At 66.9% G+C, this 13,028-nt stretch carries 12 protein-coding genes and 1 riboswitch; of the genes, 9 read left to right on the plus strand and 3 right to left on the minus strand.

Annotated features, from left to right (window positions below; all coding sequences use genetic code 11):
• The first annotated feature begins 1 nt into the window (after position 1).
• Positions 2-1,033 carry a DUF2891 family protein gene (locus tag BKA23_RS00105; protein WP_145224380.1) on the plus strand — a complete coding sequence of 344 codons (1,032 nt, stop codon included), beginning with the start codon at positions 2-4 and terminating at the stop codon, positions 1,031-1,033.
• 49 nt (positions 1,034-1,082) lie between these two features.
• Here the strand turns inward: BKA23_RS00105 and BKA23_RS00110 are convergent, their stop codons facing one another.
• Entirely contained in the window at positions 1,083-1,436 is a 354-nt protein-coding gene (locus BKA23_RS00110; RefSeq protein WP_145224382.1) for a hypothetical protein, read from the minus strand.
• 345 nt (positions 1,437-1,781) lie between these two features.
• Positions 1,782-1,854: riboswitch (Fluoride riboswitch) on the plus strand.
• A gap of 28 nt (positions 1,855-1,882) precedes the next feature.
• On the opposite strand from BKA23_RS00110, the gene BKA23_RS00115 reads away from it, so the two are divergent.
• Together BKA23_RS00115 and BKA23_RS00120 are read left to right on the plus strand one after the other, a co-directional pair.
• Complete coding sequence (locus BKA23_RS00115; protein WP_145224384.1) at positions 1,883-2,365, plus strand: fluoride efflux transporter FluC; 483 nt, start codon at positions 1,883-1,885, stop codon at positions 2,363-2,365.
• Entirely contained in the window at positions 2,365-2,730 is a 366-nt protein-coding gene (locus BKA23_RS00120) for a fluoride efflux transporter FluC (protein ID WP_145224385.1), read from the plus strand. Before BKA23_RS00115 ends, BKA23_RS00120 begins: the two co-directional genes overlap by 1 nt.
• Before the next feature lie 114 nt (positions 2,731-2,844).
• Here BKA23_RS00120 and BKA23_RS00125 read toward each other — a convergent pair whose 3' ends face one another.
• Positions 2,845-4,047: a benzoate/H(+) symporter BenE family transporter gene (locus BKA23_RS00125; RefSeq protein ID WP_145224387.1), complete on the minus strand. Its 1,203-nt coding sequence runs from the start codon at positions 4,045-4,047 to the stop codon at positions 2,845-2,847.
• A 65-nt stretch (positions 4,048-4,112) separates the two neighbouring features.
• On the opposite strand from BKA23_RS00125, the gene BKA23_RS00130 reads away from it, so the two are divergent.
• Positions 4,113-4,655: a helix-turn-helix domain-containing protein gene (locus BKA23_RS00130; protein WP_145224389.1), complete on the plus strand. Its 543-nt coding sequence runs from the start codon at positions 4,113-4,115 to the stop codon at positions 4,653-4,655.
• Here the strand turns inward: BKA23_RS00130 and BKA23_RS00135 are convergent.
• Positions 4,621-5,541 carry a pirin family protein gene (locus tag BKA23_RS00135; RefSeq protein ID WP_246104377.1) on the minus strand — a complete coding sequence of 307 codons (921 nt, stop codon included), beginning with the start codon at positions 5,539-5,541 and terminating at the stop codon, positions 4,621-4,623. The two genes, BKA23_RS00130 and BKA23_RS00135, sit on opposite strands and share 35 nt — an antisense overlap.
• 349 nt (positions 5,542-5,890) lie before the next feature.
• Between BKA23_RS00135 and BKA23_RS00140 the strand changes: the two genes are divergently transcribed.
• The 5 genes from BKA23_RS00140 (at position 5,891) to BKA23_RS00160 (ending at position 12,731) form a co-directional block, all read left to right on the plus strand.
• Positions 5,891-6,334: a MarR family winged helix-turn-helix transcriptional regulator gene (locus BKA23_RS00140; RefSeq protein ID WP_145224393.1), complete on the plus strand. Its 444-nt coding sequence runs from the start codon at positions 5,891-5,893 to the stop codon at positions 6,332-6,334.
• 120 nt (positions 6,335-6,454) lie between these two features.
• Positions 6,455-7,906 (plus strand): cytochrome ubiquinol oxidase subunit I, encoded by a 1,452-nt coding sequence (locus BKA23_RS00145; protein ID WP_145228020.1) that lies wholly within the window; start codon positions 6,455-6,457, stop codon positions 7,904-7,906.
• Between the two features lie 30 nt (positions 7,907-7,936).
• Positions 7,937-9,016: a cytochrome d ubiquinol oxidase subunit II gene (gene cydB / locus BKA23_RS00150; protein ID WP_145224395.1), complete on the plus strand. Its 1,080-nt coding sequence runs from the start codon at positions 7,937-7,939 to the stop codon at positions 9,014-9,016.
• Positions 9,016-12,342: a thiol reductant ABC exporter subunit CydC gene (gene cydC, locus BKA23_RS00155; RefSeq protein ID WP_145224397.1), complete on the plus strand. Its 3,327-nt coding sequence runs from the start codon at positions 9,016-9,018 to the stop codon at positions 12,340-12,342. Before cydB ends, cydC begins: the two co-directional genes overlap by 1 nt.
• The gene (locus BKA23_RS00160; RefSeq protein ID WP_145224399.1) at positions 12,342-12,731 is read left to right on the plus strand and encodes a BlaI/MecI/CopY family transcriptional regulator; all 390 of its coding nucleotides are present in this window, start codon (positions 12,342-12,344) and stop codon (positions 12,729-12,731) included. The genes cydC and BKA23_RS00160 overlap by 1 nt, the downstream gene beginning before the upstream one ends.
• The last annotated feature ends 297 nt before the right edge of the window (positions 12,732-13,028 follow it).

Here is a 13,028-nt window from a genome sequence, read left to right on the forward strand (position 1 = left end):
GATGACCGAACAACCGAACTCCGATTGGCGCGCGACCTACGCCGGGCAGTGGGCATCGCGCCTGCCTGACTTGCTCGCTCGTACGTATCCGTATGCAACACAACATGTTTCAGGTGGTCCGGACGACTGTGACGTCACACCGTGGAAGTTGCACCCGAGCTTCCACGGCTGCTTCGACTGGCACTCGTCCTGCCACATGCTGTGGTCGTCGGTGCAACTGCTCACTCTGGCACCGGACCACGTCGACGATGCCGCCCGGCACGGACTCATCCGGCTGCTCGATGACCGCCTCGACCCGGCGAAGATCGCAGTCGAGGTCGACTACCTGCGTGCGCATCCGAGCTTCGAGCGCCCGTACGGCTGGGGCTGGGCCGCGATGCTCGCCGCCGCGGCCGACCGGTGCCCACTGCCCGAAGCGCAGGTATGGCGCGCGGCCACCCGTCCGTTGTTCGAGGTCGTGATCGAACTGGTCGGGAACTGGCTGCCGAGGCTGCGGTATGCGGTCCGTTCCGGCGAACATTCCAATGTGGCCTTCGGCCTCGGCCTCGTGCTCGATGCCGGCGCCATACTCGGCGAGGAGTCGTTGCGACCGCTGGTGACCGAACGGGCACAGTTCTGGTTCGGTGAGGACCGGAACTACCCGGCCGCCTGGGAGCCAGGTGGATCGGACTTCTTGTCACCCGCGCTGACCGAGGCGGATCTGATGCGACGGTTGCTGCCCAGGGCGGAATTCCGGGATTGGCTGACCGCCTTCCTGCCCGGGCTGGATGTGCCGGGTCACCCGTTGACGCTGCTGCCGGACGTGGTCGATCCGACGGACGGCAAGGGAGCGCACCTGCTTGGCCTGGCGTTGTCTCGCGCTGCGGCGCTCCGGTCGGTGTCAGTGGCGTTCGATGCCGACACGCGCGAATCCTTGTGGGCCACCACCCATCAGCACGTCGAAAGCACTGCCGGACACATCGTGGACGGAGACTTCATGGCCACACACTGGTTGGTGTCGTTCGCAATCCTGGCGCTGACAGCAAACGCCTGACCCAGGACTCTGGGTCAGGCGTGCGTGTTCCTTCCGGGTGCGGCTCCGCTCAGTCGAGCCGGGCGTGCGTCAATTCGATGAAGCGCTCTTCGGCGTAGTCGAAGTCTTCGATGCACGGGTTCTCGGCGGCGAGGGCGTGGGCGCACAGCATGGCGACCTTGCGGCCATCGGGCAACTCGCCGATGACCGGCGAACCCTCGTCGCAGATGCGCCATCCGGCGGCGAGCAGCTCGTACAGCATCGCTGTGTAGTCCGACTTCTGAAGGGAGGACACGTGCTCCTCACCGTTGGGCAGCAGGTCTGCCAGATGGAGGTCTGCCTCGGGGTCCGGCAGGACCAGGAATCCGGTGCCACTGGTGGGGTGGAGATAGGCAGTGTGAGCCGCAGTCTGAAGCCTGAGCATGGGTATCGAGTCCTTGACGAACGCCGCTGGAAGAACACTGACGGGGTGAGCAAGTTGAAGATTAAATGAACGCTTGGTTAGCCCGCAAGTTGAAGTGACCAATTTTACGAAATCCACAGGTTCCTGATGGGAAGCAGCTTGCTTATAAGAATGCTTGCAGATAGCAATCCTTTCAGCCGTTGTGGATTTTGTATTCGTATCTATTGATAGTTATGCAACTCGCGGGTAGCTGTTGCGAGCCGTGCCACGGACCCGCTCGCGCACAACCGTCGCGCTGACCGCAACGACTGACGACGACGCGGTCGGCCGGTGCTGCGACATACGATCTCGGCCGTGAGCGGGTACATTTACCCCGGCGATGGATCTCGCCGGGCTCATCGAGCCGAACCGCCGCATGGCTGATAGGTCCTGCTCCCACCGTTGTATTACGTGAGGCAGGTTTCGTCATGCGTTCGCGCGACTTCAGCAAGCTTCCACTGGATCCCGACGTCGACGTCGTCTCGCGACCACTGCACCTGCGCTGGCGGGCCGTCGCGGTGGTCTTCGTCGGTGGATTCTTCGGCACCGCAGCCCGAGACCTGCTGCAGAAGGCCTACCCGCATCACGACGGCGGCATCCCCTGGGCAACCTTCGCCATCAATGTCGGCGGTGGGTTCATCTTGGGCCTGTTGCTCGAGTCGCTGTTGCGGGCAGGCCCGGATGACGGCTGGCGTCGCCGCCTCCGGTTGCTCGCCGGAACCGGCTTCTGCGGGGCCTTCACGACATACAGCTCGCTCGCCTCGGACACCAACACGTTGCTGCTCGCGTCCCGTCCTGGCAACGCCATCGTCTACTCCGTCGGCAGCGTTGCTGTCGGAATCGTTTCCACGTGGTGTGGAATCCGCATCGCCGCTCTGTTGCCCGCCGCTTCACGAGGCGAGGTGGCCTGATGGGACTGCTGTTCGTGACGTTCATCGCTGGAGCGCTCGGATCGGTGTCGCGTTTCGTGGTCGACGCCGAGATCCGTCGCCGGTGGCTGCGGTCGGGCCCATGGCCGACGGTCGTGATCAATGTGACCGGGTCGCTGGCGTTGGGCGCGCTCGCCGGCTGGGCGCACATCTCGCACGCCGGAGCGACCGTCGACACGATCCTCGGCACCGGATTCTGCGGTGGGTACACGACCTTCAGCACGGTCAGTTTCGAAACCGTGCGGCAATTGCAGGAACGCCGGTATTCAGCAGCTGGTATGACGGCGGTCGCTTGCCTGGCGCTCTCCGTCTGCGCGGCGGTCGTCGGTTGGCACCTGGTGGCTTGAGGCTCGCCGGCCGCCCGTCGGCCGCGGCCTGCCGCTGCTCGCGCGTCGCGTATTCGGCGACGGGGCGGCTACTCCGGCCGGAGGGCCGAATACCGGGTGACTGCCGTTGGATAGTTATTCAGCACTCAGCAGCCAGCCGCGCACCAGCAGCCCGATGACCAGCGCCCAGAATGCGGATCCGACTCCCGCAACTGTGATGTCGGACGCCGCTACCGCGAACGTCACGATCGCCGCGATGCGCTCGTATGACGCTCGCTCGTCGCCCCGTCCGGTGCCGCCGAGCGCGCTGTGCAGCGCACCCGCGAGCGTCGTGAGCAGCGCGATACCGGCAACGGTCTCGGCGACGCCACTCGGTGCGAGCGCGATCAACGTCGCCAGTGCCGCCGAGGCAGCGCCGAGCACCAGGTAGGTCACCCCTGCGGAGCACGAGGCGATCCACCGGCGATCGCGGTCGGCACCAGCATGCGGCCCGGCCGCGAGCGCCGCGCTGATCGCCGCCAGGTTGATGGCGTGGCCGCCGGCGGCGGCACCTACCACGGTGCCTACGCCGGTCACTGTCATGGCCGGTCGCCACGGCACCGCATAGTCGAACGACTTCATCACCGCGACGCCGGGAATGTTCTGTGAAGCCATGGTGACGATGTAGAGCGGCAATGCGATGCCGATCATCGCCTGCCAGGTGATGTGCGGCATGGTCGGATCGAGGCGCGGCAGCAATTCCGCTGTCGCAATGTGGCGATGCTCGTGCACGAGGCTGACGGCGATGACGCAGGCCGCCACGACAAAGGCCGCAGGCACTGCCCACCGTGCCGCGAATCGCTGAAAGATCAACCAGCACAACAGGATCGGCAGCACGGCCTCGGGGTTGTGCGCCATCGCGCGCACCGGCTCGAGACAGATCGGCAGCAGCACGCCGGCCAGCATCGCCTGCGCGATCGTGGTCGGGATGCGCCGGATGAGATCGGCCAGGCCGCTCCACACCCCGGTGACCAGGATGAGCAGGCCGGTCACCACGAAGGCGCCGACCGCGGCCGGCCAGCCACCGGTGACGACGCCTGCCGATACGAGCAGGGCCGCGCCCGGTGTCGACCAGGCGAGCGTGATCGGGATCCTGAAACGCCACGCCAGGGCCACCATTCCGACGCCTTGCAACACCGTGACGGCGAGCAGCCCTGACGCGGCCTGCAGGGGAGTTGCCCCGACCGATCGGAGGCCGGTGAGCACGACGGCGAACGACGACGTGAAGCCGACGAGTGCGCAGGCCACCCCGGCGGTCACCGGGACTGTGGTCGGTGTCGCAGCTGCGGTTACAGTCATGAGTCCCACTAGGTTCTGTAAACGGAACGTTCTGAAAACGGAACGATAGCAGCGGAGGAACGTGTATGCCGGCAGGTGACGGATCGCGGGCAGTTGCGCAACGTCTACGTGCGCTGCGCGCCGAACGCGGCCTCAGTCTCAGCGAACTCGCCCGGCGGGCCGATGTCGGCAAGGGCAGTCTGTCCGAGATCGAGTCGGGGCGGCGCAATCCGACGCTGGAGACGCTCTATGCCTTGTGCGAGCCGCTCGGGGTGCCCCTGACCGCGCTCATCGGTGAGGCGGACGGAGCGGCTGCGCTCGCGGAGGGTGGTATGAGCAGCGTGCTTCTCGACGTGCGGCACCACGACGGCGTCACCGTCGAGGTCTTCCGGTTGCAGTTCCCGGCCGGCGCACGGCATACCTCCCCGGGGCACGGTCCCGGTGTGCGCGAGCACCTGCTGGTGACCCGCGGTCGGCTCCGCGTCGGCACGCGTCCGGCGGTCGAGCTGGCCACCGGCGAGGCCCGCGACTGGGACAGCAGCCGGCGACATACCTATGCGGTCGTGGGGGATTCGGCTGAAGCGATTGTCGTGATCACGAGTCCGAGCGGCGTGCCCTCCGAGGCTTGAGGTGCACCTGCGGCAACGCGGGAGCGGGCAGCCGGTCGACCGGCCCGGCATACCCGGTGACGGCGCCGAAGCGATCCGAGTGCGCCTCCCACGCGTTGCGCGCCGCGACGATCTCGTCGTGATCGCGCGCGACGAAGTTCCACCACATGACGATGTCCTCGCGCAGCGGTTCACCGCCGATCAGCAGGATCCGTGCGCTCTCGGTGCCGCTCGTGAGCCGCAGCGAGGAAGTGCCGGGGTCGATGCATGCCAGGTCCCCGTGGTCGAGGTCGATGCCGTCGACCGAGACCGAGCCGCTGTCGAGCAGCACGGCGTGCTCGAAGCCCGGAGTCACCGGCAGGTCGATCGAGCTGTATGCCGCAAGCTGGATCTCGGCTCCGACGCTCGGAGTGTGCACGGTCACCGGCGAGTCGGCGCCGGCGAGTGATCCGATGAAGACCCGCGCGGTCGCCATACCATCCGAGCCGGGTATGACGACGGAATCCGTTGCGAAATGGTCGAATTCGTGGCCGGCATCGCGCGTCGCGTCGGGCAGGGCGATCCACAACTGCACTCCGTGCAGGCCAGTGGTGGTCGAGACCTCCGAGTGGCAGATGCCCGCGCCGGACGTCATCAGGTTGACCTCGCCGGGACGGATCGTCTGCACATTGCCGGCGCTGTCGCGATGCTCGACCTCGCCCTCGAACAGCCAGGTGACCGTCTGCAGGCCGCAGTGCGGGTGCGGCGCGACATCCATCGCGGCGGCGGACGGGCCGTAGTGGTCGACGAAACACCACGGGCCGACGAGGGTGCGATCGCGATGGGGCAGGGTGCGGCGCACATTCATCGAGCGAACGCCACCCAGGGGCACTTCGCGGGGGTGGAGAACGTGGATCGCATCGGTCACTGCACCGACGGTAGCCGCCGGCCAGGCGTCTGTGGTCCGAGCCGGGCGCACGAGGTGTCGGGATGCGCCGGTTTGCGGGAACGTTTCCGCCCAGGATTGACCTCTCGTGAGCGGACTTGGCTGAGCGTCATACGTAACTCGCCGAATCGGCGAGTTACGGGTGGGCGCCATCTAAAAGTCGCCGATGCGGTCGATTCGCGCGCCACATCCGTCACTAGTGATTCAGTGGTCTCATTCGTCACACATAAGTCGCCGATTCGGCGGGTTGCAGGTGGGCGCCATCTAAAAGTCGCCGATTCGGCGGGTTCCGCGCGGGGCGGTACGGCGCATCCCGGATACCTTGTGTCGTATGCCGCAGCGTGTCCAGACCTGGCGTGACTACCTGGAGTCCAGCATCCTGCTGCAGACCGCGCTGGACGATCAGTTGCGCGCGGACTCGCAGATGTCGTTGCTGGAGTACCACCTGCTGCTCCTGCTGTCCGAGGCCACCGACCGGCGGCTGCGCATGGGCGACCTGGCCCGGGAGATGGTGTTCTCCAGCAGCCGGCTGACCTATCAGGTCGGGGTCCTCGAGAAGCGCGGTTGGGTGCGCCGCGACAAGGACACCACCGACGCTCGATCCACCTGGGCATGCCTCACCGACGACGGCGTCGACGTGTTGCGCCAGGCGTCCCGAGGGCATCTGCAGGCGGTGCGTTCGCTGTTCCTCGACGCGCTCGATGACGATGAAGTCGCAGTATTGGGGCGGGTTTTCGCGCGCCAGCGACAGCGGTTGCGGGAGCTCGGCGTCTGACCGCACCGAGCTTCGCGGCGTGTTCGCCGTCTCACTTCGGCGAGAGCGGAACTATCTACTACATTTCGTAGTACTCTCATTTACGACAGTTCGTAGTAGATGAGCAAAGGGGACCCCGCTGTGGACGCCTTGGATCTTGCCCGATGGCAGTTCGCCATCACGACCGTGTACCACTTCCTCTTCGTGCCGATCACGATCGGGCTCTCGGTGGTGGTGGCCGGCTTTCACACGCAGTACCTGCGCAAGCGCAACCCCGAGATGCTGCGCCTGTCGAAGTTCTTCGGCAAGTTGTTCACCATCAACTTCGCGCTCGGCCTGGTCACCGGCATCGTGCAGGAGTTCCAGTTCGGCATGAACTGGTCGGCATACAGCAAGTTCGTCGGTGACATCTTCGGTGCGCCACTGGCCTTCGAAGCGCTGCTCGCGTTCTTCATGGAGTCGACCTTCCTCGGCCTGTGGATCTTCGGCTGGGGCCGGCTGCCGGAGAAGATCCACGTCGCGTGCATCTGGATGGTGCACATCGGCACGGTGCTGTCGGCATACTTCATCCTCGCCGCGAACTCGTTCATGCAGCACCCGGTCGGCTACAAGTACAACGCCGCGACCGGCCGTGCCGAGATGACCAACTTCGTCGCAGTGCTCACCAACAAGGTGCAACTGGTGACCTTCCCGCACGTGCTGCTGGCGTCATACATGTGCGGCGGCGCGATGGTGATGGGCGTCGGCGTGTGGCTGCTGCACAAGAAGAAGGCCACCATCGACCGCGACATGTACCGCAAGGCCGCCCGCGTCGGTGCCGTCGTCACCATCGTGGCCGGGCTCGGTGTCGCCATCAGCGGCGACACCCAGGGCAAGGTCATGACCGAGGTGCAGCCGATGAAGATGGCCGCCGCGGAGGCGCTCTACACCACGCGCGACAGCTGCGCCGAGTTCTCCCTCTTCACCGTCGGATCGCTCAACGGGCAGAAGGAGAAGTTCGCGGTCACGGTGCCGTGTCTGCTGTCGTTCCTTGCGACCGGGTCGTTCAACGGTGAGGTCAAGGGCGTCGACCAGCTCAAGAAGGAGTTGCCGGCGCAGATCGACGCCGCGGCGCAACAGCGCGGCGAGCCGCTGAAGTACGTGCAACCTGCCGACGCGGTCTTCACCCCGAACATCCCGCTGGCCTACTGGTCGTTCCGGTTGATGATCGGCATCGGCATGTTCGCGGCGCTCATCGGCGTGGCCGTGCTGTGGCTGACCCGCAAGGGCCGGTTCGCGACCCCGCGCTGGCTGGTCTGGGCGTGCATCGCCGCGCCGCTGCTGCCTGTGTTCGGCAACAGTTTCGGCTGGATCTTCACCGAGACCGGTCGTCAGCCGTGGCTCGTCTACGGCGTGCTGACCACGAGTTCCGGTGTCTCGCCGACGGTTTCGGCGGCAACCGTGCTCACCTCGATGGTGGTCTTCACCGTTCTGTATGCCGTGCTCGCCGTCGTGGAGGTGAAGCTGTTCCTCGACTACACCAAGCGCGGGGCTGAGCCCTTCCACGAGGTCGAACAGCGTTCGGATGACGACACTCTCGCCTTCTCCTACTGACACCGACGACGCGAAAACAAGGAATCTGTCATGACACTCGAAACCTTCTGGTTCATCGTCATCGGTGTCCTGTGGACCGGCTACCTGGTCCTCGAGGGCTTCGACTTCGGAGTCGGGATGCTGCTGGCGGTGATCGGCCGCGGCGAGGATGCCGCCGAGACCAACACCCGCCGACGGCTGATGCTCACCACCATCGGCCCGTTCTGGGACGGCAACGAGGTGTGGCTGCTCACCGCCGGTGGCGCGACCTTTGCGGCCTTCCCTGCTTGGTACGCAACGATGTTCAGCGGCTTCTATCTCGCGCTGCTGCTAGTGCTGGTCTCGTTGATCCTGCGCAACATGGGTCTGGAATACCGCTACAAGCGCGACAGTGAGGCGTGGCGGCGCGGCTGGGATCTGATCATCATGGTCTGCTCGTTCCTGCCGCCGCTGCTGGTCGGTGTCGCATTGACCAACCTGGTGCACGGAGTGCCGATCAACGCCGCGGGAAACTTTACCGGCAACCTGTTCACCCTGCTGAACCCGATGAGCCTGCTCGGTGGTCTGACGCTGGTGGCGGTCTCGCTGACGCACGGCGCGTTCTACCTCGCGCTCAAGACAGACGGTCCGGTGCGTGAGAAGGCAGCCTCCTTCGGTGACGTGAGCGGTCCGGTCGCCGCAGTGCTCGCCGTCGTGCTGCTGGTGTGGGTCAACATCCACACCGGTGACGCGGCGTCGTGGATCGCCAGCGCGATCGGTGCGATCGCGCTGGTCGTGGCGATCCTGGCCAACCGGGTCCGCCGTGACGGTATCGCCTTCCTCGGCACCTTCCTGGCGATCGCCGGCACCGTCGCGACGTACTTCCTTGCGGTCTTCCCGAATGTCATGCCGAGCACGACCGATGCGGCATACAGCCTGACCGTGCACAACGCGGCCAGTTCGCATCTGACACTGCAGATCATGACCGGTGCGGCCCTGGTGTTCACCCCGATCATGCTGATCTACACCGCGTGGACCTACTGGGTGTTCCGCAAGCGGCTGACGATGCACGTGATCGCACCGCAGACCGACCCGCTCGCGCCGATCGACGTGCCTGCCCACCCGGCCGGCGCCGACGAGGCGACGGTCTGATGCGACCTTTCGATCCCGCCCTGCTGCGAGCGGAGCCGGCGACCCGTCGCCCGCTCGCAGCACTGGGAGTCCTTGGCGTGGTCAGTGGCGTGCTGGCCATCGCCCAGGCGATCTCGATCGCCGCCCTGGTCGTCGCCGTCGTGCGGGGGCACTCGCTGCTGACTCCGGCGGTGGTGGTGCTCGTGGTGCTCGCACTGCGCGGAGTGGTCGCCGGATGCACCGAAAGCGTTGCTGCGTGGGCAGGTTCGCGGGTCGCAGGGCTCGTGCGGCGCAGCGCTTTGGCGCGCTGGTTGGCCCAGCCGGTCGATGAACGACCCGACGAGACCGTCATGCTCACCCGTTCCACCCAGGGCGCCCAGGCGATCGAGCCGTATGTCGCGAGGTATCTCCCGGCACTGGTCGCCGCGGCTGTCGTGCCGGTCCTGGTGCTGGTCGCCCTGACAGTCACTGACTGGGTGAGCGCGGTGATCGTGATCTGCACGTTGCCGCTGCTGCCGTTGTTCGCAGCACTCATCGGCATGTACACCCGCGACGAGACGCAGGCGCGATGGGTCGAATCCGACCGTCTTGCAGGGCATTTCATCGATGTGATGCGCGGCCTGCCGACACTGGTGGGTTACCAGCGCGCCGAGCATCAGGTGTCGGTCGTGGCGGCGGTCGGTGAGCGTCACCGTGGCGCGACGGTCCGCACGCTGCGCACCGCCTTCCTCAGCTCGGCCGCCCTCGAGATGCTCGCGACCATTTCTGTCGCCATCGTCGCCGTCGCGGTCGGTCTGCGACTCGTGCACGGTGAGATGGGGCTGCAGGTCGGGCTGACCGCGATTTTGCTTGCGCCAGAAGCGTATTGGCCGATCCGGCGGGTAGGGCAGGAGTTCCACTCGGCGGCCGAGGGCGTCGAAGCACTGGACCAGTTGCTCGATCTCGGGGCGGGCGCTGAGGCACCTGCGCCTGCCGCCACGACTGCTACGGCCGGGGCCGGCGCTGCCGATGTGGCGTTCGGAGGCGATGCCACGGTCCGCGTGGTCGGGCTCGGGTACATCTATCCACGCGGGCGCAGCAGCGTCATACGTGATCTGGATTTCGTCTGCGGCATCGGGCTGACCGTGATCACCGGGCCGTCCGGCTGCGGCAAGACCACCCTGCTCGAACTGCTGGCGCGGGTGCGTCGGCCGGTCGCCGGCAGCGTGCGCCTCGAGGGTGGCGTGCACTACGTCACGCAGCGCCCGTTCCTCGCACCGGCGACGCTGCGGGCAAACCTCGAACTCGCCGGCCCGCTGCCGGGCGGCGACGACTGGCTGCCCGCGCCGCTGCGCGAACTGCCCGACGGTCTCGACACGGTCATCGGCGACGACGGCTTCGGGCTCTCCGCAGGACAGCGCGCCCTGCTGGCGATCACCCGCGCGCAGCTGTCCGACGCGCCGATCGTGCTGCTGGACGAGCCCACCGCGCACCTCGACAGCGAGTCGCGCGAACAGGTGCACGACCTCATCCGCACGCTCGCGCAGACGCGCACGGTCATCATCGTGTCGCACAGTGCAGAGCTGATCGCATTGGCGGACAGGCAGATTCAGCTCACGCCGGTCGCAGACCTCGACACTGCGGTTGCCGCGGCATCTCTCCCGGTTGCCGATTCCATGCCCCGGTCGACCGAGCCCGAGCCCGTCACTGCACGGCTCGAGTGGACGTCGCTGTGGCGACCGGCCCGAGGTGTATGGCGCGCCGCCTTTGTCGGCGCACTGGCCTCGATCTGCGGCGTGGCACTGACCGCGACCTCTGGATGGTTGATCGTGCAGGCGAGCACCAAGCCACCCGTGCTGACGCTGTTGGTCGCGATCGTGTGCGTGCGCGCGTTCGGCATCGGGCGTCCCGTCTTCCGCTACTTCGAACGCATCCGCTCGCACGACGCCGCACTCGGCGATCTGGCGGAGCGGCGCACCAGCCTGTATGCCCGGCTGATCCCGCTCACACCGGCACGGCTGGGGCGCCGTCGGCGCGCCGACGTGCTGACCGCTGCGGTGCGCGACCTCGACGACGAGGTCGACGTGCAGGTGCGTGCGCTGGTGCCGTTGGTCGCGGCCGCGCTCGCGGCGCTCATCGCGGTCGTCGTCGCGCTGTTTCTGTCGCCGCTCGCAGGGCTGGTGCTGCTCGCGGTCGTGCTGGCCGCCGGCTGCATCGCCTGGCTGGACCTGCGACTGGAGTGGGCCGGTCAGCGGGATGCGCTCGAGGCGCGTGCCGAGGTCGGTCGCCGCTCGCAGTTGATCGCCGCGAATGTGTCTGGTCTGCAGGCTATTTCGGCCGAGGCATCGGCATTGGCCGACGTCGACCGTGCGCAGCGTGCCGCCGAGCGCGCCACCTCTCGACAGGCGCGCGGTCGTGCTTTCGGCATCGGTATGACAACCGCACTCATGGGAGTCGCGGTCGTCGCAATGGCCGGTGTCATGCACGACGCCATCTCGAGCCGCTCGCTCGAAGGCCCTGTCGCGGCGCTGCTGATCCTCGGGCCGCTCGCGCTGACCGACCTCTTCGGCACGCTGCCCGACGCAGTGGGCGCGCTCGCTCGCGGGCGTCAGGCTCGCGCCCGGCTGCGCAGCCTGGTCGATCAGGAACCAGCGGTCCGGGGAGCCGGCGCTGCGGCATACACGCCGGGCGTGGGGGTTCCGCGCCTCACGACGCAGGAGCTGACCGCGTCGTGGGACGGCGAGCACCGCGATCTGGATGCGACGACGCTCACGGTCGAGCGCGGCGAGCACCTGGCGCTGGTCGGACCCAATGGCGTCGGCAAGTCGACCCTGCTCGCCGTGCTGGCGCGGCAGCTGGATCCGATGTCCGGCAGCTACGAGGTCGACGACCGCGAGGTGCGCACCATGACGCTGGATCAGGTGCGCGAGCGCATCGCCATCGTCGACGACGAGCCGCATGTCTTCGCCGGGAGTCTGCGCGCCAATCTCGTTCTGGCACGGCCGGATTCGACAGATCAGCAGATCGCAGCCGCGCTGGTGGATGCCGGCCTCGGCCGTTGGCTCAGCCAGTTGCCGGAGGGGCTGGACACCCTGCTCGGTGGTGGTCGTGACATCTCCGGCGGCGAGCGTGCCCGGCTGTCGATTGCTCGCGCGATCCTGTCCCGGCGGCCGGTCGTGCTGCTCGACGAGCCGGTCGCGCACTTGGACCAGCCGACCGCACAGGCGGTGATGGACGACCTGCACACAGCGACCTCAGGTTCATCTGTTGTGATCGTCACCCATCAGGTCAGCGCCGAGAGAGGATGTGACCGCACGATTCGTGTGGGTGACCGGCGAGCTGAACAAATGAAGGTGGAGGTGGGCTGATGGCACGCAGATCGACCAAACCGCTCGGTGATCTGGAGCGCGCGGTGATGGAGCAGCTGTGGGCGCTTCCGACCGGCGACGAGCTCACCGTCCGCGAAGTGCACGAGGCGCTCGCAAACCGCGAACTCGCTTACACGACAGTGATGACCGTGCTCGATCGACTGGCCAAGAAGCAACTGGTCACGCGGGTGCGCGACGGGCGGGCCTGGCGTTATCAGGCAGCCGCCAGTCGTGAGCAACTCACTGCCGAGACATTGCGGACCAGCCTTGCTCCGTTGGATGCCGGTGACCGGCAGACCGTGCTGATGCACTTCCTGCAGGATGCGTCGGATGCTGATCTGGCCGCGCTGCGCGCTGGTCTCGCGGAGGTCGAACTCCGCCGCAGCTGAGGATGAGGCGTGTCGAGCAAGGTCGGCACGAGGTGACAAGGCTGCGTGACTTCAGATGTCACCTGTACGCGCAGCAGTCCCGGGCTCGCCGCTACATCGATGGAATGAGCACGGGCAAGCAGAGAGACGCGTGCTTGGGCGGGCAGAGGGGTGTCGCTCAGCGAGCGGCTGTCGGAGTGCTGCGGCTTCATTGCGAAAGACGCAGGAGACTACGCGTACGAAGTGCTCTTGCCACGGTGACGCGCGCTTGCGCCCCTTGTGGCGAGCGTCGAACGAGATTCCTGCACGAGTGGTTCG

This window comes from Rudaeicoccus suwonensis (genome assembly GCF_007829035.1).
Lineage (GTDB): Bacteria > Actinomycetota > Actinomycetes > Actinomycetales > Dermatophilaceae > Rudaeicoccus > Rudaeicoccus suwonensis.